Genomic DNA, 21095 nt, shown 5'->3' with positions numbered 1-21095 from the left:
TTTATCTATCGCGTATAATGGAGCACAACAAAATTAAAAATAAGGAAAGTGAAGTGGCTGAATTTAAATATAAAAATCTGACTCAACAACAACAAGATTCACTGGATGCGGCGGTATTTCGTAAGCTACTCTCGCATCTTGATGAGAACAAAGATGTGCAAAACATCGATCTTATGATCCTAGGCGGCTTCTGCCGTAACTGTTTTAGCAAATGGTATAAAGCAGAAGCGGAAACAAAAGGGTTAGCGCTGGATATTGATGACGCTCGTGAACGCGTTTATGGTATGACTTACGACGAATGGAAACAAAACCATCAACCAGCGGCCACACCAGAGCAGCTTGCTGCATTTGAGGCTCGTCAAAAAAAATGATCTTTACTGGCTATGACTTCTAATGTGAGCAAAGAGACAACATTAGAAAATGTGGCGGTGAATATAGGAAATGGGCATCAATTGATGCCCATTGTGTTATTTGATTATCAGATGGCGCAAATATTAATCAATAGACCCTGTGCTTTCAAAAGCTTCTAGTTGCGCTAGGTGTGACTGTAAGTCACCAATGTTGTTTGCGACCCATTCAGGGTTGTAATAGGTATCTAAATAGCGCTCGCCGCTGTCGCAAAGTAATGTGACGATTGAGCCACTCTCACCACGCAGCTTCATTTCGCTGGCAAGCTTTAGTGCGCCGTATACATTCGTACCGGTTGATGCTCCAACTCTACGACCTAATACCTTCTCCAGCCAATGAGCGGTTGCAACGGATGCCGTATCGGCAACCTTTCGCATTTCATCAACCACTCCTGGAATAAAGCTTGGCTCTACGCGAGGGCGCCCAATCCCTTCTATTTTACTGCCCAATTCACTCGTTAACTCAGTGTTTCCGGTGTGGTAGAAGTCGTAGAAAACGGAATTGTTAGGGTCGACTACGCATAACTTTGTGTTGTGTTTTTGGTAGCGAATAAAGCGACCAATCGTGGCTGATGTACCACCAGTGCCTGCACTCATAACTACCCATGTTGGTACCGGGTGCTCTTCTAGCTTCATTTGGCTAAAAATTGAGTTAGCAATGTTGTTATTACCGCGCCAGTCAGTTGCACGTTCTGCGTAGGTGAACTGATCCATATAGTGGCCATTGAGTTCTCGCGCTAAGCGATGTGACTCTGCATAGATTTGGTCAGTATGGTCAACTAGATGTGCTTTACCACCGTAAAATTCAATCTGCTCTATTTTTTTGCGTGCGGTCGATTTTGGCATTACTGCAACAAAAGGTAAGCCAAGTAGGCGAGCAAAATAGGCTTCAGATACGGCTGTACTACCTGAGGATGATTCAATGATAGTTGTTTTTGGTCCGACCCAGCCATTACAAATTGCGTATAGAAAAAGAGAGCGAGCTAGGCGGTGTTTGAGAGAACCTGTTGGATGAGTGCTTTCATCTTTAAGATAGATATCAATACCGTTTATGCACGGCAAATCAAGCTTGATTAAATGTGTGTCGGCTGAGCGTTGGTAATCGGCTTCAATCTTGCCAATAGCATTGTTGATCCAGTCATGATCAGTGCACATAGATTATCTCCTAACATGTCTTATGGTAATAATTTACCTATAAAACGGGAGAAAACCTTCACTAAATTGGCGCTAATTTGCGCTGATAGGAGAATTATTTTCTATAGCTGATGGGTGTGATGGGGTATGACTGAATAAGTTTACTATGTGAGGAGCATTGAAATGCTCCTCTTAAAAAGTGCGGAGAAAAGGCTGGAGGTTAATCAGTAAAGCGCATCACGCCTTCTTGTATCGCACTTGCAACGAGATCACCTTGGCGGTTATAAATTTCGCCCCGTACTAATCCGCGTGTATTACTGGCGGTAGGACTTTCAATCACGTAAAGCAACCATTCATCCATTTTAAACGGGCGATGGAACCAAATTGAGTGGTCAATTGTGGCGACTTGCAGTTTCGGAGTCAGCAGTGATACCCCATGTGGGTGCAAGGCGGTAACCAAGAAACCCCAGTCCGATGCGTAGCCAAGTAGATATTGGTGAATCAGTTGGTTGTCTGGCAATTCACCGTTGGCTTTAATCCACAGATATTGCTTTGCTTCAACTTTCTCAGGCTTCAATGGATTTACGACAGTGACAGGGCGCATTTCTATTGGTTTTTCACCACAAAAGATTTTTTGTATCTTCTCAGGCAGGAAGTGGGCAATTTTGGCAGCTAATTCAGATTCCGAGGCAAAATTTTCTGGTCCGGGAATGGTTGGCATGCTGTTTTGATGCTCAAACCCTGGAGCTTCGCCATGGTAAGAAGCGGTGAGATAAAAAATAGGTCGACCATTTTGTATCGCTTTCACTCGGCGAGTACTGAAACTTCTACCGTCGCGCAGGTTCTCTACATCGTAAATGATTGGCTTCTCAGGATCGCCAGGGTAGAGGAAGTAGCTGTGGAATGAGTGAACTGTGCGATCTGGGTCAACGGTATAGCGGGCAGCCGAAAGAGCTTGTCCAATGACTTGACCGCCGTACACTTGCGGCAAGCCAAGGTTTTCACTTTGCCCTCTGAATAAGCCTTCTTCTAGCTTCTCCAATTGCAGCAAGCTAAGTAGCTCATTTAATGGTTTGCTCATAGTGTTGTTATCCAATAAAAAAATCTGAGTCTATTCTACAAAAATAATCTTCAGTGTAGATCAGTTATTAACAAAAACTAACATAGTCAAGAATCGGTTAAGAATGGACGAATCACAATGACACTATGCATGAACGCGATTATAATTTCACAGAACACCGTTTTTTATTCTCATAGAGAGGCAATATGAAAAAAGCACTGATGTTAATGGCGTCGGTTGTATTTGGGACAGTACTAATGGGTTGCCAAAGTGAACCAACTTCTCAACAGCAAATGCAACAGTCGGTGACTGGTACCGTGGCTTACCGTGAGCGCATTCTTCTACCTGACAACGCAGTGGTTACTGTTCGTTTACAAGATATTTCACTGGCAGATGCACCTGCAACCTTGATTGCAGAACAAGCTATGGAAACACAAGGCTCTCAAGTTCCATTTGCATATAACCTTAGTTACGATGCAAATACGATCAAGCCAGGGCACACTTATGCAGTGAGCGCTCGTATTGAAGTGAATGGTAAATTACGCTTTATCACAGACACGGTTTACGCAGTGATTACTGATGAAAATCAAACTCAACACCGTGATCTGATGTTGGTTGGTGTTGGTCAATAATTGACGACTTAACACTTAATGGCAGTCTTAGGGCTGCCATTTGTATTTTTTAAGGTTAACTTTCCCCAACTCACTACATTCGACTCCTTCCTGTGTGAGTTTTTTACGCTGTCTTTGTAAGTCATCGCCTTTTAATGAGATTTTTCCTTGGCTGTTTAGCACACGATACCAAGGCAATTTTGAACCTTCAGGTAAACGGCTCAGCGCTTTACCTACTTGGCGTGCATAGCCTGGGTAGCCAGCCATTTTGGCAACTTCGCCATAACTAGTTACTTTTCCAAAGGGAATTTGGTGAATTACTGCAAAGATTTGTGGTAAAAACTGGTCCATACTTGTCAATAATGTTGAATATAAAGTGTCGGAAAAAGCAAAGGGATGCTTCGATACTATTTTGCAACGATTGCAAAGTAAATCAATATCCGATTTCGACAATTCCAGGATGGAATAAGGAGTGGGAATGCTGTTTTCTACGATACAGTTTTTCATAGCGGCGCTACTTTCTGTGGTGTGCGCTCGAGTGCTTGGCGTGAGTGAGGGAGATATTCCGCTTGTCGCTGTATTAGTCCCCGCACTTTGGTTGATTCAAAAGCGCAGCGTTGCCTCTGTTGTGTTCTTTATCTCCGTTCTAGCCTATGGACTTACCTTGCCTCATCAACCTATAACACTCTCGGTCAGTGTATGGATCCTGTTCCCATTAATGATGGTTATTTTCTCTAAACGGTCGAATTTAATCGCCGTGGCGGTTGCAATGTTAATTGTCATTACGTTACAAGCCGGGATTATGACGACACAAGATGCAGGCAAGTTAGAGGGCTCTGCAATGATGACTCTACTCCAAACGGTGTCGGTGATTATGATGTGGTGGTCAGCAAGTCATTGGAAGCCGAGAACCCAGCATCGTTGGTGGGTATTATTGTTGCTGCTTCCGCTTTGGGTAGCACAGTTTACCTACGGGATTTTGTTTGCCCTTGCCGTCATTGGCATCATGTCAACATTAGATAATTTATTAAAAATCAAAACGTTCAAATGGGGTAATCTTCTGTGCTGGACGCTGCCAACCGTCGGTTTTGCTGCATTGGTGATTAGCCCTCAAGTTGAAGTCCCCAACTCAGTCTTTGTGGTTTGGTTGTGCCTACTCGGTACCGCATGGATAACAGATTATATATTACAAAGTGCGGAATATAATGAGGAAATATGAATCATATTGCGTTTAATATTTGTTGTTTATAACAAAATTATGACACAATCGATTCGTATTTACTCAAATGGACTTGGCGTATTTGTTTTTTAAAAGAATAGAGCGAGCCTGTGCCAGTAAAAACCACAACGATAATTCGCAAATGGTTAGGTTAAGATTGCTACGATTTTTATTCACTTTGATTGCTTTATTGGGTTTTGTTACCCCTGTTTATGCTGACAATAGTATTAGAGTAGGCATGGAAGCAGATGATATTGTCACGCGCACTCTATTTAATTCGATTGCAGAGCAGTTTCAACTCCCTGTTGAGTACATTTATTATCCAAGTTTCAATGACATACTCACTGCAGTTGAGAGCGGTGAGAGTGATTTTGCCGCGAATGTCACTTATACCGATCACCGTGCCGAGCGTTTCGACTTCTCAAGGCCGACCAATATTGAATATACCTATCTTTATAGCCTGACTGGTGCAACCCTTGACTCTATCGAGCGTGTTGGTGTGCCTCATGGCACTATCTACAGTGAGTTGATTGCAAAGAACTATCCTGAATTAACCTTGGTTGAGTACAGTGGGCATATCGAAGCGCGCCAATTACTTGAGCAAGGAAGCGTTGATGGCGTGGTTGATGCTATAAACCAACTGAAGCCAATGTTATTAGGCGGCTTTGATGCTCAATTGCTTAACCACCAACTGTCAATTAAACCTGTTTCATTGATTGCGACAAAGAACAAACATCAGCAATCTTTGCTTGCGTTCCAAGAGTTCATACACTCGGCAAAAGTACAAAAATCCTTGCGTGAGTCAGTAAGCCAGTATCAGTTCGAGTTACGCCGCAAGGCGCTTAGGGGGATGGTTACGCAAGCTGGAATTGACCGATCTAAACCACTTAAAGTAAAAATTGAGCAAATAGGGCAATACGCGCAATACCATGACAATGGCAAAGTCACGGGTGTCACGCCAGAAGTCCTTTTTTCAGCCTGCGATATTTTGCAAGTCAACTGTCAGTTGGTGAGTAATGCTGATGAGACGTGGGAAAGCATGTTTGGTGATTTTCTAGCAAAAGATATTGATATACTTTCACCTCTAGCAATATCAGAACCGCGCAAGAATGTCGCTTACTTTTCTCAGCCATATTATACCTCGACTGCGATAATGATTAAGCGAGAGGGATACAAAGACAACGTTTATAGTAATGTTTCTGAATTGATTGTTGAGCGAATTGGTGTTGTTAAAAATGATATTTATCATGAAGTGTTAGCGGACCTATTACCGCAGAAGAAGCTGTACACTTACAACAGCAATGCTGAGCGAGTGACAGCGCTGCTCAATAAAGAGATAGATTATGTCGTAATCAGCCGATCCAGTTTCAATAAGGTACTTAGAGAATCTCAAACCTTGTTACCCATTGTTGAAGATAAATTTATTGGTGAGTTTTATTCTACCAATATCGCAATAGGTTTCAGCAAGACGGAAATGGGCAAGACGTTGGCGCCATTATTCACTCAAGCGATCACTATGCTCGACCTAGAACGAATAGTGAGGCAACACTATATTTTGCCTGATTGGAGGGCAACACTTCAAAGTGAACAACGGCTAGCTCGCTTGAGTATTTCTATCATTATCATGGTGTTGATTGCCTCGATATTGGTTAGTCTCTATTTAAATCACCAATCAAAAACCGATAACTTAACTCGTCTGAAGAACCGTCGAGCACTCAAACGTCGATACAGTAAAGGTATTCCTCCTGAACAAACACTCGTGTATTTGGATGTGAACAAATTCAAGCCAATCAATGATACTTATGGGCATGAGATTGGTGATCAAGTTTTAAAAGAGATAGCCAAAAATATAACGCGCTATTGGAAAGGGCAGAGTTATCGAATTGGCGGTGATGAGTTTATTTTAACTGGTGTCGCAAGTGGGGTGGAGTTAAGTTACGCTCTGCTTAACTTACAAAAGATAGCATTCACTTCAAATGAAAATGCCATTGCTCTTGATATTTCTCTTGCTTTTGGTGTTTCACAGCCTCGTGGTGGATATATGTCGTTAGAAGATGTGATGCACGAAGCTGATTTGTCCATGTATGCGAATAAGCGCAAAGTGAATGTGATGGAATCATTCCGAGATTTAGAAAGTAAGGTTGAAGAAAGCGCCAGCGTTAGCTAGTGAGCTGAATTGTAAGCTGTATCTCTTCGCTGAGAGTGAATTTTGTACATAATCGTTTAATTGCTAGGCAGTTGATTTAAAAACTGCATTTTTCTCGGCTGTTGAGCTTGCAATGCCTGCACCAATGCCAGATAATCGCCTCACTCTCTGGTTAACAGAGATGCTCTATGGAGGCCTGGTCCTCCCGCAACAATAACTCGTGAACTCGGTCAGGTCCGGAAGGAAGCAGCCGCAGCGGGCGACTTGTGTGCCGGGATGTGGCTGGGTCTCCACCCAATTTAGAAAAGCCGCTTTTATAAGCGGCTTTTTGCTATCTGCAATATTTTCACGTTTATCACCAGCGTTTTTAGTTCTCCGCAAAATACTCATGCAGTGCTTGTTGCCATTCTTGACTGTGGCGAATTTTTAGCAAAGCTCGGTTAATCTGTTCTCGATAAGGGCTATTGTTTTCAATCGCAAGCCCATAGTTTTGCTTTTCAAAACGATAGGGTAATACCATCAGTTGCTCGAACTCACCTTTTTCTTTCGATTTTTTGATCAAATATTTTAGTACAGCATCATCGGCAACGATCGCATCAATGTCTTCATTATCGAGCGCTTGCAATAGGTGCTCTATATCGGGATAAGTGCGATGCACTATGGCTTGAGAAACGAGGTAATGAGAAGAAGTCGATGCTCTTTTAGCGCCAACGGACATGTTGGTAAGGTCGTTGAAGCTCTTTACTTCGCTACTTAGCAACCCTAGCGTAAAGCTACTGGCTAGAACCGCAGTGACACTGGCAATAAAAAAGGTGGTAAATATCGCTAGGAACACAGTGAGAACCCGTCCGGGTAACGTTTTAAACTCGAAGTAGTTAAACGGTCCTTTTGTGATAAAGAGCAAACCGAGGATAAATCCCTCGAGCATTTGCGCTTTTTTGCCTGGCATAGAATAAAGTTTGTCGTTTATGCGATGCTCAAGTAAGTAATAAATGATCCCGACACATGCTGCTAACACGAAGACGACAGCAATGACTAAAAGCAATTTAGTATTGAGAAAAACGTTCTTGATTGAGGATAAATAGCCTTGTTGTTTAACGGCAATTGCGAGGTGTGTTTCGTAAAAAGAGTGAGAGAAGTCGAGAACTTCTTCTCTTTCGGGTGTAATGGAGAGGCAAGTTACCCCCACATTTAGTGAGCCGTCTTCAATGCTGTTGAGCAGTTCTGTTAGTCCATGATTGGTAATGGTATAACGGACATTCATTTCCAAAGCGATCTTTTCCCAAAGTAAAATACTCAACCCTGAGTAACTTTTGTCTTCATTTAGCATGGCAAAGGGAGGGCAGTTGTAACTGCCAATATTGAGTTCTGTTATTGTGTTGTCTTCAGCAAGTGTTGGAGTGGCTAAGGCGCACAATAAAAGAATGATGAGTGCTCGTGGTAGCGCTGTTATTCTCATTATTTAAGCCTCAAAATGAATACCAAGCTCAAAATAGTGGTGTCTATATGAGTATAGCGGCACTTTAGCGCGTGCAGTTTCAACCGCACTTTGAATTCGTCTTCGTTCTTTATTGTACGTCTATCAGAATTGTTCCTTGGTGTGGAAGGGGTGCGACGCGGCGTAAGATAATGACAATAACCGCTGTATCTAGATGAGTTATTTTTGCTAGATTAGGTTAGTTTTTTTGCAACCGCAATAGGTGGTTAAGTGATTGAAAAATTTGAAAAGATGTTATTGGGGTTTGTTCAAGTTGAGATGGGACAAGATCAAGCTCATGATGTAAACCATATACTACGTGTAGTGAAAACGGCTAAGAACTTGTGCGAAAAAGAAGACGCAAAACTTGAGGTTGTTTTACCTGCGGCTTATTTGCATGACTGCGTATCAGTACCTAAAAATCACCCAGATAGAATAAAAAGCTCACAGCTTGCGGCAGATAGAGCCGTTGAGTTTTTACAACAAATTGGTTACCCAAGCGAGTTTTTTCCGGCGATACACCATGCGATTCATGCTCACAGTTTTAGCGCTGGTATTGAACCCAAGACGCTGGAAGCGGAAGTGGTCCAAGATGCCGATAGGCTAGATGCGCTGGGTGCGATAGGGGTGATCCGCTGCATTCAGGTGAGTTGCAGTTTAGGCGTTGAACTCTATAACGACATTGACCCATTTTGCCGTCATCGTCAGCCAGATGACCGTCAATACACAGTGGATCATTTTTATACTAAGCTGTTCAAATTAAAAGAAACCATGCGCACGGCTTCTGCTCGAGATGAAGCTAAAAAGCGAACGGTTTTTATGCAGGAGTTTCTAGAGCAATTTGCCCAAGAGGTATAGAAAAGGCTACCCAAGGTAGCCATTAAACTTCATCTCTAAACTTCATATCTAAACTACAGAATATCAGTGGCGGTGTTCTGGTCGTGCGTCAGGGTGCGCCAATCAACGGTGATTAACTTCTGATGCACCATATTATATTGAGAATATTACGAGAAAGACCACGACCATCAAGCATGATAAAAGCTGTAGCATTATTGATGCTCTAAATAGCAGCGGTAGTTTATCTTGTTGCGAATGTTTTCTGCCTCTCACCAATAAACCTTGTTACTTGCAGATATTTCGAGCTTTTCTTGATTAATAAAAGAGCGGTTTGGGGTGTTGCTGCCAAAGATTGCAAAATCTTCCCCAATGTCAGAAAGTTCTTACACGCCTACCAGTTGATAAGTTCATGATTTAAAGCTAAAAAACCATCCTGATTTAGTTAGTAAACCTTACCTAACTTAATGTTTGAAAACCGTAACTTATTCGTTAGCTAAAGTACCAACCTACGTCTGTTTTCTGTTCAAATTGCAACCAATAAAGAGCTCTGTTGTTAATGAAGGCGGGGCTATAAAAAAGTACATGCGTTCAGAAAATGCCAGCCTAGTTCCTAATTAAACAAAATATGTTTTTACCGTGATACCAAGCACGGCTTAATTGAGAGAAACCAAGTGAAGAAAACTCTTCTTTTTACATCGATTCTACTTGCTATATCGGGTTGTAAGGATGATGTTAGTTTAGATTTAACAACGCCAACCCCTGAGCCAGAAGTACCTACAACTCAATACCAAGTGAACTTAACTTCTTTAAGTAAAGAGGTTACAGGAGATGTTTATTGTAATGGGCAAAAAATGGAAGGTGCATACCCTCTAACAGTAGATGCTGGCGATTCGGTCTCCTGTTTATTGGGAGGTATTGCTCTGGGTGAATTTGAAATACCGGAAGATCCGAAAGAAGAAATTGGAAAAACATTGGTAAAAGAGCATTCCTTAAAAATTGTAATGGGTCATGAAACCAATGCACATCTTGTATTAGATAGTATTAGTGATTGCAAAAGTGATAGCCAAATCTGTTTGGCAGAAAAAAGCACATGGGAAATAGCAAGTATCTTCAACGAATCTTCTTTAAGTAATCAAGAAGAAGTAGATTTGTTCTTGAACACTAAAAAAGATGAGTCGACGGATGAAGTTGGTAAAGCGCCAAGTTCACACGACGATCCTACTTTGGCTCCAGTGCCATCTGGTGGCAGCTCGGACTTAGGTTCTAATTTTGTTTCCGCATCTGCAGAAGCTAACTTGTCGTATAAGCCGAGTGGCAATAATAAAACGCTAACTAAAAGTGTACTCACTGACATTGATGGCAACACTATTTCGGGCATTCAATATTACTCAGCGAATTCAACCGGCGTAACAGGAATTGATGGTGTTATCGAATTTCTTTGGGGTGACAGTATCTCATTGGGTATCGATACGTTTGAAATAGGTACGCTTAAGGGCAATCAATTAAGTTACAAGATCACCGATGTAACAGAAAACGAGATTAAGAAAGAAAACATTCAATCGCTACTTGAGCGTTACAGTGACCTTAGCGGCAAATCGTTGATTGTGAAAGACAACGTAGATGACGTATTTGCCAATTACCCTAACGTTATTAATGAATTGATTAATTTAAACTTACCAAATGGCGGCACGCTGGAAGGTGCGATGGATGCCAGCGGTGAACCTTTAAAAATACCGAGTGAGTTTGATGAGCAGTTTAAGCAAGGTCTCGCATTAGTTATTGATACAGAAATTAATGGCGAATCTCTTCAAGGTCGAAATGGCAGTAATCGTTCATTGGTTTATTCTGTCGATGACAATGCCACTCTAGTAACGGATACACTAAACAAGCTTTATTCTGACGTTAACGTTTTTCACGTATTCCATAACGCACAAGGCGGATATGCGAACTCTGGTGAAGCTATCGGCACGAGAACGCTGAACATGTCCAATCGCGCGTTTCCTTTGACGATGGATCGTGGTGATATTAACCACCAGTTAGCGCTTGGCGAAAAAGAGGTGTGGTCTCGTGAGGGGAATCCGCACATCGCAGAGCACCCTGATGCGGCTGATGGCGTTGATATGTACGCGATGATTCCAACCGTATCGAGCGACAACACCACTTACAAATTGCCTTTTGTAGCCGCGGGTGAAATTGGTCAAGGGAAAGTCGTCTTTATGGGCAACTCTATGTACCCGTCAATTCTGTCTTGCCCTGATACGTATTGGGACGTTTGGGGTAGAGTTAATTCGGAATCCAAGAGTTGTACATCTAATACCTCACCGGATAACAGTCATTCCGATAAAGGGAGTATGAAGCGCTTTTTTGTGAATCTTTTCTCTTGGATGACAGGCAGCTCAAGCATTTATCCTGATGCGTTAAAAATCAATGTGGCTACCAACATAGACCAAGCGCTTTACCATAACCACAATAGCTACGGCAATCTTTACGATTTCTTTATTGACGACCAATTTAGTATCAACTTAGAGAAGCTACAGAAAGATGGGTTTAATAACTTATCCGCAGCAGATACGCCGTTATTGATCCTCCAGGCCTATGAGCCTAAGCGTGATTTAAACAACAATTTTGCGGATATTTCAAAACCTAATCTATCGATTGACGATGTCACCAACATAATTCACTACATTAACCAAGGTGGTAGTGTTTTATTTATGGACGCATTACCGCAAGTAAACCCTGAGCCAATTGGTCGCTTAGCGGATGCAGCAGGGCTTGCTGTCGGTGGTCAAAATGTGGTGAGTACCTTTACTAACGCTTGTGGTAACTCTGCCAATAAATGGTGTGACGATAATAAAAATCCCGCGGTTCAAGTGCGCCACGGGAGAAACATTGTTGTTTTAACTCGTTTTGATGATGTCAAAGCGGGTGAGCAGCCATTTACGGTTAAGCCAGACGGCACAGTTGAATGGGTTAAGCCTGAAGACATGACCGATTTTTATGTTCCGAAGTTTGAACATATTGATGAGTCTGGCAATAAAACCATGAAGAGCGCTTTGATTCGCTACGATACTGAGTCAGAGAAGCAAGCTGCAATTACAGAGCTACAAGCCGCTTTTCCATCAACACCGCTTTGTACCAATGATAAGTATGAGTTTGAGTTTAACTGTATAGAAACTCGAAAAGGGACTGGCTTTACCGAGCAATCTTATGGTCGCCGTGACTTTGAGCGAATTCATGTTGATGTAAAAGGCATGGTGAAGGCTGCTAACCTTGGTGATAACGTTGAGAAACTGCTTAACCATGAGGTTTACTACACGACAGAAGGTAAGCAAGGTATTCGTTTGTCACTGACAGAACTAAACCAAACTTATGATAATTTGTCAGTGTGGTTTACTAATGACAATGAATATTACTTTGATAAAACCGCAAGTACTGATGAGCTAGGCTTTAAGAAAGTGGTAGAGATGCTGAACTGTTATACCAATGGTCAGCACGGCGCGAGCGCGGGTGGGACACCGGTGCCATGTTCAACTGAGCTAGAAGATAAGCTGGTTAAAAATGGTATGTTGATTGGTAGTGCAGGTAATTATGAGCTAAACCCAAATTACCCACTTAACTATCAAATTCGTCCATTAACACGCATTATGCTTGGCCGTTCATACTTCGACTACGATATCAAAGTGGATACGACTCAATACCCAACAAAGCCGGATGTTGCCGAAAACCAAAATGTGTCGATCGAAATCGAAACGGATGGTAAAGCTGTCACTTTCTCTGCTGGCAACATGCAATCTACAGGTGCATGGGCGAATCAACTACAACCATTTACGATAGATGGTGACGTGTCTGCGACGATTACTGTCATGCTAGCGGACGATCTCACCGGTCGCCCACAACATGAGGTGAGCTTGAAACGCCCGCCAAGGCTGCAAAAGAGCTTCACTTATGTTGCAGGCAGTAAAGATCAATATGAGGTGCCATATGGTGGTTTGATTTACGTAAAACCGCTGGGAAGCACGGAATCAGGTAAAGCGAACTTTACTTTCACTAACGTATCTCGTGCCGCATTATGGCAAGACGGTGACTGGGTAATTTCACCACAAGATGCGGCTGCGAAAGTGGGTGAAATTGACACAGGACATTTTGTGTACACTGCGCCATCGGAAAACTTTATCAATGCTGACATTGACCAATTTATTGCTGATATGAACCGATTCGCAAACGCGGCAAGTGATTTCTATGGTCGTGACGGCATCACAGAGGAGTCTGCTCACCGTCGATTTACTTATGAAACGACGGTTGATGTGAAAGGTCTTGAAGGTTTCGCCCATCGCTATTTTGAAGATGTTCAAATTTCTATTGGTGCCGCTCACTCTGGTTACCCAGTGATGAGTTCAGGAATGGACAAGAATTCGTCAGTGATTAAATTAGATTCGGTCGAAAGTGGCTGGTTATTGTGGCATGAAACTGGGCATAACTTAGCGTCTGCACCGTTTCTAGCGAAAGGCAGTACAGAAGTTACGAATAATATCTTAGCCTTATACATGCAAGAACTGGAAGGTCGCAAAAATCCAAAGATGAATCGAATTGAAACTGCGATTAAAAATGCGCCAACTTGGTTAAGCGACAATAACGGTCACGCATGGGCACATGGTGATGCAGGTATTCGTCTAGTGATGTTTGGTCAGTTAAAAGTTTGGGCTGAGAGCCACTTTGATATCTCAGATTGGTATGTTTCTAATGTGCCAGATATCTACAATGCTGATCAAGGTTGGAATATGTTCAAGTTGATGCATCGTAAAGCGCGCGGTGATGTCATTGGTGACGAGAGTGGTAAGAACTATTGCAGTACTGCTGATACCCAATTATCGGGTGCTAATTTGATGATGACCTGTGCCTCTTACGTTTCTGGATACGATTTATCAAGCTTTTTTAGAGCTTGGAATGTGGGAGAAACGTCGATGACACCACCAGAAGGGGAAACAGAATATACCCCTGAACTTACTCAGCAAGCGTTTGATATGGTTGCTGGCATTGATGGCTTAAAGCAACCGAAAGTTAACCCATTAACGATCAACTACGTGAACTAGAAACAAAGTTTACGTCATCTATTCGTATAAATGGATTTGATTGATGTAAATTCGAAAGCCAAGTCGTAAATGACTTGGCTTTTTTCGTTCTTAGTCAACCTGTCAAAATCAGATTGAAACAAGCGTTTTGTTTACAATATCAAGTTAATGCAGAGAGAGAAACGGGACACGGACTTAAACTTCGGTGTAATTATCAACAATAGAATTATACAGCTGGTCATAGTCTGCTTTTTCTAGCTCGCTGGGTTCGACCAGTTGGCGGATGACCGTATCACATTGATTGACAACCCTAAGTAGCATCTTTATATCGGCATCTCTCGGTAGTCTACGAGCAAGTAACTTGATAATACTCATGCAAACTGACTGTAAAAATGGACAACGATTATTAATCTCAATGTATATTTTTAGCAGTTCAGTCAAGGTCATTTTATTGGCCTTGATATATTGGTGTTTGCTCTCGAGCCACAGCAGTTTTTCCGTATTGGCTTGTTGAAGCTGGTTGAGCATTGTTATCTGGCTGGCATAGACATTTTCGCTTTGTTTACGCTGAATGATCTCACTGCATTTTGGTATGATTTTGGTGAATTCAGTGTCAAAGTTCATATGGTTTAAAAGCCAAGCAAACTGATGAAGCGGATAAAAATGCGCTAAGTTCAGTTGGCGATGAACTTGGTTTAGCTTACCAATGGCTAAGCTGTACTGCTTCTCTTCCATCGCTATGTGCGCAAGAATTAAATCTAACTCTACTTGCAGCTTCGCCGCTTCCTTCATTCCAATTATCTGGCTGTAAAGGCTCTTCGCTTCATTTAAACGAGCAACATTTTCTTCCGCTGAGCAGTTGTAACATGAGTACAAAATGACACGGATTAAATTGATTTTCGCGAATACCGTATTTCGATAGGTCTCTTTGTTGATCTCCATATAAATACGGTAACGCTCAAGCGCGTTTTGATAGTCGCCAACGGCTAGGCATAAGTTGCAAATCACCAACTCACGTTCAGAGTTGCCACGAACAATCTTACTGGCTAACTCAAAATGGCGAATCGCTGTCGGAATTTCATTATTGATCAGGCTTAAATTTGCAGCCGCGGTACGAAGCACGGTGCTGTTAGGCTTAGAGGCGAGCAGCTTGTTTATCATCCCGTGAGCGGCTTTTTTCTCACCTAAATGCATCAATGAGTTTGCAAGACCAATGGTAGCCCAGTCGTAGTCTTTACGCTCAAGAATACTCTCATAGAGTTTCTTTGATTCGTCATGCAATTGCAGGCGGTTTAGAAACTCACCTTTGAAGCGAGCTATCGTAAAATGGTACTCGGGATAAAAGGGGAGCAGTTCATCACACAGTTCAACGCCTTCTTCGTAAAGGTGTTTAGATTGTGCATGATAGAGTTGATATAAAGCATGTTTGCGACTTATCGCTGCACTTACGCGCTCTTTTAATGACAATACATTAAATGGTTTGAGTAGATAATCGTCAGGTTTTAGTTCGATGATCGAATGCACAACCGTCGAGGAACTCTCGCCAGTGATCAGAACAAACGTTGATTTCTCATGCAGTAAGTCATGGTATTTCATTTCTTCAAATACTTGCTTACCGTTCATACTACGCCCTAAATTATAATCACATAATATTAAGTCGTAGGATTCTTGACGAGCGAGTTGAATACTCGCTCTTGAGCTAGAGCAGTAGCTAATCAATCGGTCATTGAAGCCAATCTTGATCAGCATGCTTTTTAATGTCACAACAACAATAGAAGCATCATCAATGATTAATACTTTTAAATGTGAGAAGGTTTTCATTACTTACTAAATTGCGCCAATTCAACAATAGACTGAATGTCTAGTTTCTTAAAAATACGGTTTTTATAGGTGCTAACTGTCTTTTCGCTAATTTCCAAGGTAGCGGCAATTTTTTTATTGTTCAGTCCATTTAGAAGCAGGTTAGCTACGTTAATTTCTTGGGTAGACAGAATTTGGTAAATTTTCTGAATACTGGTTTTATCTCGGTCTAGCAGTGTAGAAGCAATCGTTTTGATATAACGAGGGTTCTTGTTGGCAATAAAACAGTAATAAGGTTGGTTAGTCAACTCGTTTTGTATTGGGTTATTGCCTTCCAATAAACACACTGAGCCAATAAAGTTGGTTGAACTTAATTGGGAAAGTATGTCGTTAATATCCACATCGATAAAATCGATATCAAGCACCAGTAAACTGACTTGTTGGATGTCGTTATAGTCGAGTAATTGTGGTACTGATTTTACTAAGCTTATGGCACCAAATAGACCATCTTTTGCCATTGTTTTATGAATAGCATGCGCAGAGGAGACATTCGGGCTTAAGATGATGGCGTCATATTGCTCTTCGACTTCATCGAGTGCGCTTAGCTCAATAGATTGGCTGACATATTCCCATAAGGCTGAGATTGGTAAAGGCTTACAGGCATAGAAACCTTGATAGCAATCGACACCTAATCCCACCAAATACTGTAATGTGGCTTCGTCTTCGATACCTTCAACAACGCAGTTCAACCCAAGTGAGTTCGCCAACTGAACACACATGCTAGTGAGTTGCTGGTTGCGGTAGTTTGTGGTGAGGTTTTTTACAAAACTTTGGTCAATTTTTAATTCAGTAAACGGTAGCAGGGACAGTTGGCTTAATGAAGCATGTCCTGTACCAAAGTCATCAATTGAAAGGCATATTCCGTGCATGCGTAGGCGTGCTAAATTCGCCAGAGAATTGCGTGAATAAGCGTAGGCTTCATGTTCGGTCAACTCGAGCACTAAGCGTGATGGGGCGAAACTGTGTCGACGACAAAGTTCAAGCAAATCATCACACATATCTTGTTCGAAGTTTGATTGACTCAAGTTGATTGAAAGGCTGATGTTGTGGCCAAACAGTGCTATTGCTGAAATCGCCTTTTCAGCGACATGCCAAAATAAGCGATTCGACAAATCGAGTTGGTGGATTGTATCAAGGAAACTTGCTGGCGTTAAAACACCATATCGAGGGTGAATACAACGAATTAGAGCCTCTACTCCCACGATTCGTCGAGTTTGAGCATCAAATTGAGGTTGATAAAAATTCGCGAACCAGTTTTGTTCAAAAGCGCTTTCAATTTCTTGCTCGGTCAACGTAATGTGTTTTGCATCTTCTGTTGAACTCTCAGTCCCTGTCTTGAAGCGTTCAAACATTTGCTCCAATACCGCCAGCGTATGAGGTTTGTGAATCGTGTCTACGAATTTAAACCCCGCAGCGATACACATATTACTGGTCAGTTCGATCACGTCTTCTTTCATCGCACTGTGGATAGCGATACCGACATTGGTTGAGAATGCTGATAGCTTAGACAAGATCTGAATGCCATCCATGTCGGGAAGGTTAATGTCACAGATAATGAATTCAGCTGGGTCATTTTGACAGATCTCAAGTGCCGTGTTTGCATCTCTTGCAATTGAAACGAGCTGGTAGCCTAAAGCGTTAAGAGATAACTTCAGCTTTGTTGCTTGAATAATATCATCTTCAATAATCAGTATTTTCATTGTTATTGCCTTTCGTTAAGCCACAGCGTGATTTTATTTTTTATAGTGCTTAGTTCTGAGATGACAGACTGCTTTATGATGTTTTTTTGCTCGGCATCATCAGACTTTTCATATTGCTTGCTCAAGGTTGTCAAAGTCGTCATGTTTAGCAAAGAAGATGACCCTTTGATACGATGAATGACAGTGTCATCCTTGCTATTCGAGTCGTTAAGAAACTGCATTTCTTGGCTAAATGACTGTAATACAACCGACGCCATTTCTAGTTGCTCATGGCTTGGATGAGTAGATAACCAACCTAAATGTTCATCTTGCACGACAATTATTGGCTCTTCAGTTTCAGATAAGTAAGGGCTCAACACTTGTCGCAAACCTTCTAGAGTGTATGGCTTATACAGTACATCATTCATTCCACAGTGATGAGCTTTTTCTGCAACCACTCGCGAATCTTCAGCGGTGCATCCTATAACCGGCAATAACCCAAACATTTGGTAGTGCGTTTTAATCGATTTTGTGAGCTGAAAACCGTCAACATCAGGCATGTGGCAGTCGGTAAGCACCAAGGAGATATCGCTCTTGTGTTCGACTAAGTAGTCGAATGCTTCTTGACCGGATTCAACAATGTGGAAATCGACCCCAAGCAATGTCAATTGCTTGTGTAACAGCATTTGGTTGATTCTGTCATCATCGGCAACTAACACTTTGCCCTTTGGCTTCTCTATCGTGAGCGATTGCGTTTCGCCTTGTTTTGCAGCCTCGATTTGATGCAGATCGTATAACTTATCAGGGTAGAAGTTCTCCTGAGTATGACGGTCTTCATTATGTTCTATCAATGGCTGGTGTTGCCAAGCAGCAAGCCAACCCTGCACATGAGAAGATGACATATTGCTGGGGTTGACTTGAGCCTCGTGGAATGGTGTCTCGACCATGACCAAAGGAATAGTACAGCTAACTAACGTCCCTTGTGACTGCATACTCGAAACATCGATTGTTCCCCCCATTAGCTCAACGAGGTTTTTGGTTATGCTCATACCAAGACCAGTTCCGCCATAGCGACGAGAAATCCCTTTATCCGCTTGAATAAAAGGTTCAAAGACGCTGTTTATTTGCTGCTCGTTCATACCACAGCCACTATCTTGGACTGAGATAGTGAGAGTGCTCGTCGTGGCATGAATAAATACTTCAATGCTACCAATATCGGTAAACTTGAGTGCATTAGAGAGCACATTACCCAATATCTGATTGGTACGTAGCGCATCAAACTCTGCTCTTATCACTTCACTAGGCACCCAATTGAGGACGAATTTTAGACCTTTCAATTGTGTTGCAGTTTCGTAGCCTCTCAGAGTAGGGCATAGTTCGCTGTATAAATTGTGGCAGCGTATATCGATCTGTAGCTGACTGGCTTCAATCTTTGAAAAATCCAATATTTCATTCACTTGGGTCTTAAGACGCTGTGCAGATTGAATTGCGTTTTTAAGTAGCTCAATATCTTGCTGATTGCGTAAGTTAAACTGCAATAGCTCCATAAGACCTAACATAGCGGCAATCGGCGTGCGCAACTCATGGCTAACTACGGCCAAAAACTCGTTTCTAGCCGAAATGGCCTTCATTGCACGCTGATTAGATATCTGCAGTTCTTCTTCTTTTTGCTTATCTTCGCTGATGTCATCAATCACCGTCATATGATGTTTTGAACCATGATCTGGATGGGTAATGATCTGATGGCGAATGTTAAAATGACGATTGGCTAACAGGCAATCACAGTTGGGAAACTGGAAAACGGCAGAGTTTTGTTGCGCTAATGCTTGAGCAATAAAAGGGCATCTTTCATGCTTACTTTTATTTGGCTCACAGCGACACTGCTGAATGGTATTGATATACGCACTATTGGTGAAAACCACTTTGCCATGACGGTCGGTGATGAGAATCATACTTGGCATATTATCTAATAACGTAGAAAGCCAGTTCACTTCATTTTGTGACAGTTGGTTAATTTTCTGCGTACGTTTTAACAGCTTAGATAGTGTGTAAAATAGAATCACAGCACCTAACATCATTATTGAAGAGGCGATGACAATCCATACTACATAAGAGTTGATGGTCTCTTTATCATAACCGTAATTGATAATGAGATTATTGTGTAGACTCTTTAACGTATCAATCTCTGTACCGGATGTAATAGACAATGTCCGCGATAGCATGTTGTGCAGTAGTTCAGAATCTTTTCTGACCACCATTGTTAACGGCGTGGTGAAATCCATGTATCTAGGTTTGTCGATCGTGCGGAAATACGGTTCACGATAGTGGTTTATATAGTTATCGATAATCGTTTGGTCGACGAGTGCGTGAGTGATATCACCAGAGTTTAACGCCTCTAATAATGCTGCCGTGTTGGTGTAGACGGTGAGTGGTTCATATAGACGGATTCTATCAATATAACGACATAGCACGTTGGTTGGGTCTAATATTCCGAGTTTACGCTCGCTGTATTGATCTCGCGTTTCAATTAAGCCGTAATCGGTAGATGTATATGCCTGAGTTGTTAGTACACTTGTATTATCCAACTGATGGGTATAGTGACCAGGCAGTAGATCAACTGTACCATCTTTCAGCATATCCTCGACATTTCTTCCTTTGGTAGGGACATATTCGAAGCTAAAAAGTGTTTTCTTTTCTAATAGATCCAATAGGTCGTGAATATAGCCTTCAACACGTTGAGTTTTAGGGTCGTAATACGACAGAGGGTAAGCTTTTGAAGAAATGGTATATCGTATGGTTTTACTTTTCTGTTGGTTTTGTAATAGCTCCCATTGAGTGGACTCATTCAAAAGGTGGATATTAGACAATCGTGAGCTTTTTAATGCCAATTGATTGGTTTGGATAGCCTTATCCAAGATGGCTTTAAGTTGAATATTTTCTTTTGCCACCATTAGCCCAATTTTGACGGTACCAATATTTTTGTTGAGAATTAGTCGACCTTTAGAATGGATAGGGTCGTTAATATACTGCTCAACTTCCATAATGGTAGTTAGTGCAGCATCGGCAGCACCTTGCTTGATGATCTGCGAAACGATACCAATTTTTTCAGACGTCGTTATTTTAGTCGCACCTAGACCTTGAATGACTTCGCAATCAAGCCCACCTTCAACACACACCCATTCCCATTCTGAGAATGGTTCTTCACGTAGTGCATCATCACGCAACCAAATTACTTTCTTCAGAGATAACACTGGCTCGGTGAAATTAAAGTTGCGCTTACGTTCTCCGTTTCGTACAAATCCAATAGTCGCGTCGACCTGATTATTTTCGAGTGCTTGGAATATCTCGTCAAACGAGTCATAACCGCGATAAATAATTGTATAATTCAAACTATCCGCGATGGTGTTCAATAGCGAATGATATAGCCCAGATGGGTTTTCGACGCCTCCCCAATATGGTGCCCATTTTTCTGTAGGCATAGCAATGACCAAAACCTTGTCGGAAGTGCTGGTGGCATAACTAGAAACAGAAAAGAAAATTGTATTAAGGAAAAACAGTGCGATTAATACCAATCTGAACACGGTAGGAGTTGCTTG

13 protein-coding genes and 1 other RNA gene are annotated in these 21095 nt (G+C 41.9%); 7 read left to right on the top strand and 7 right to left on the bottom strand.

Translation table 11 applies throughout. The features are described from left to right. Positions 1-53: 53 nt before the first annotated feature. A complete protein-coding gene (locus H2O73_RS05485) occupies positions 54-371 on the top strand; it encodes a DUF1244 domain-containing protein (RefSeq protein WP_182107424.1) in 318 nt (105 codons plus the stop codon). A gap of 123 nt (positions 372-494) precedes the next feature. On the opposite strand, the gene H2O73_RS05480 is transcribed toward H2O73_RS05485, so the two are convergent. Both H2O73_RS05480 and tesB read right to left on the bottom strand, forming a co-directional pair. Then, complete coding sequence (locus tag H2O73_RS05480; RefSeq protein WP_182107422.1) at positions 495-1562, bottom strand: PLP-dependent cysteine synthase family protein; 1068 nt, start codon at positions 1560-1562, stop codon at positions 495-497. Between the two features lie 199 nt (positions 1563-1761). Then, entirely contained in the window at positions 1762-2622 is an 861-nt protein-coding gene (gene tesB, locus H2O73_RS05475) for an acyl-CoA thioesterase II (RefSeq protein WP_182107420.1), read from the bottom strand. A gap of 185 nt (positions 2623-2807) precedes the next feature. On the opposite strand from tesB, the gene H2O73_RS05470 reads away from it, so the two are divergent. Then, on the top strand, positions 2808-3233 hold the full coding sequence (locus H2O73_RS05470; protein WP_182107418.1) for a YbaY family lipoprotein: 426 nt from the start codon (positions 2808-2810) through the stop codon (positions 3231-3233). Between the two features lie 27 nt (positions 3234-3260). Here H2O73_RS05470 and H2O73_RS05465 read toward each other — a convergent pair whose 3' ends face one another. Beyond that, complete coding sequence (locus H2O73_RS05465) at positions 3261-3563, bottom strand: MGMT family protein (RefSeq protein ID WP_182107872.1); 303 nt, start codon at positions 3561-3563, stop codon at positions 3261-3263. A gap of 127 nt (positions 3564-3690) precedes the next feature. On the opposite strand from H2O73_RS05465, the gene H2O73_RS05460 reads away from it, so the two are divergent. The 3 genes from H2O73_RS05460 (at position 3691) to ffs (ending at position 6868) form a co-directional block, all read left to right on the top strand. After that, a complete protein-coding gene (locus H2O73_RS05460; RefSeq protein WP_182107416.1) occupies positions 3691-4431 on the top strand; it encodes a VP0952 family biofilm-associated protein in 741 nt (246 codons plus the stop codon). A gap of 142 nt (positions 4432-4573) precedes the next feature. Further along, positions 4574-6598, top strand: coding sequence for a diguanylate cyclase (locus H2O73_RS05455; protein ID WP_182107414.1), 2025 nt, complete (start codon positions 4574-4576; stop codon positions 6596-6598). A 173-nt stretch (positions 6599-6771) separates the two neighbouring features. Continuing rightward, positions 6772-6868: signal recognition particle sRNA small type (ffs, locus tag H2O73_RS05450), an RNA gene on the top strand. A 76-nt stretch (positions 6869-6944) separates the two neighbouring features. Here ffs and H2O73_RS05445 read toward each other — a convergent pair. Further along, complete coding sequence (locus tag H2O73_RS05445; RefSeq protein ID WP_182107412.1) at positions 6945-8036, bottom strand: substrate-binding periplasmic protein; 1092 nt, start codon at positions 8034-8036, stop codon at positions 6945-6947. A 249-nt stretch (positions 8037-8285) separates the two neighbouring features. On the opposite strand from H2O73_RS05445, the gene H2O73_RS05440 reads away from it, so the two are divergent. Beyond that, the gene (locus H2O73_RS05440) at positions 8286-8912 is read left to right on the top strand and encodes an HD domain-containing protein (protein ID WP_182107410.1); all 627 of its coding nucleotides are present in this window, start codon (positions 8286-8288) and stop codon (positions 8910-8912) included. Positions 8913-9562: 650 nt separating this feature from the next. Continuing rightward, complete coding sequence (locus H2O73_RS05435) at positions 9563-13981, top strand: SslE/AcfD family lipoprotein zinc metalloprotease (protein ID WP_182107408.1); 4419 nt, start codon at positions 9563-9565, stop codon at positions 13979-13981. A gap of 174 nt (positions 13982-14155) precedes the next feature. Here H2O73_RS05435 and H2O73_RS05430 read toward each other — a convergent pair whose 3' ends face one another. From H2O73_RS05430 to H2O73_RS05420, 3 genes are read right to left on the bottom strand one after another with little or no spacing between them, the layout of a single operon-like run. Beyond that, complete coding sequence (locus tag H2O73_RS05430) at positions 14156-15781, bottom strand: response regulator (RefSeq protein WP_182107400.1); 1626 nt, start codon at positions 15779-15781, stop codon at positions 14156-14158. After that, positions 15781-17520 (bottom strand): EAL domain-containing protein, encoded by a 1740-nt coding sequence (locus tag H2O73_RS05425; protein ID WP_182107398.1) that lies wholly within the window; start codon positions 17518-17520, stop codon positions 15781-15783. The genes H2O73_RS05430 and H2O73_RS05425 overlap by 1 nt, the downstream gene beginning before the upstream one ends. Before the next feature lie 2 nt (positions 17521-17522). After that, entirely contained in the window at positions 17523-20978 is a 3456-nt protein-coding gene (locus tag H2O73_RS05420; protein WP_182107396.1) for an ATP-binding protein, read from the bottom strand. Positions 20979-21095: the final 117 nt, after the last annotated feature.

This window comes from Vibrio marinisediminis (genome assembly GCF_014050145.1).
GTDB lineage: Bacteria > Pseudomonadota > Gammaproteobacteria > Enterobacterales > Vibrionaceae > Vibrio > Vibrio marinisediminis.
Note: the sequence above shows the minus strand (reverse complement) of the source record. Positions and strands in the feature narration are given on the sequence as shown.

Bases quoted from the DNA above. Each gene is read 5' to 3' on its own strand.
- H2O73_RS05420 (WP_182107396.1), bottom strand. From the start codon at position 20,978: ATGCCTACAGAAAAATGGGCACCATATTGGGGAGGCGTCGAAAACCCA.
- H2O73_RS05455 (WP_182107414.1), top strand. From the start codon at position 4,574: ATGGTTAGGTTAAGATTGCTACGATTTTTATTCACTTTGATTGCTTTA.
- H2O73_RS05430 (WP_182107400.1), bottom strand. From the start codon at position 15,781: ATGAAAACCTTCTCACATTTAAAAGTATTAATCATTGATGATGCTTCT.
- H2O73_RS05470 (WP_182107418.1), top strand. From the start codon at position 2,808: ATGAAAAAAGCACTGATGTTAATGGCGTCGGTTGTATTTGGGACAGTA.
- tesB (WP_182107420.1), bottom strand. From the start codon at position 2,622: ATGAGCAAACCATTAAATGAGCTACTTAGCTTGCTGCAATTGGAGAAG.
- H2O73_RS05425 (WP_182107398.1), bottom strand. From the start codon at position 17,520: ATGAAAATACTGATTATTGAAGATGATATTATTCAAGCAACAAAGCTG.
- H2O73_RS05460 (WP_182107416.1), top strand. From the start codon at position 3,691: ATGCTGTTTTCTACGATACAGTTTTTCATAGCGGCGCTACTTTCTGTG.
- H2O73_RS05480 (WP_182107422.1), bottom strand. From the start codon at position 1,562: ATGTGCACTGATCATGACTGGATCAACAATGCTATTGGCAAGATTGAA.
- H2O73_RS05465 (WP_182107872.1), bottom strand. From the start codon at position 3,563: ATGGACCAGTTTTTACCACAAATCTTTGCAGTAATTCACCAAATTCCC.
- H2O73_RS05445 (WP_182107412.1), bottom strand. From the start codon at position 8,036: ATGAGAATAACAGCGCTACCACGAGCACTCATCATTCTTTTATTGTGC.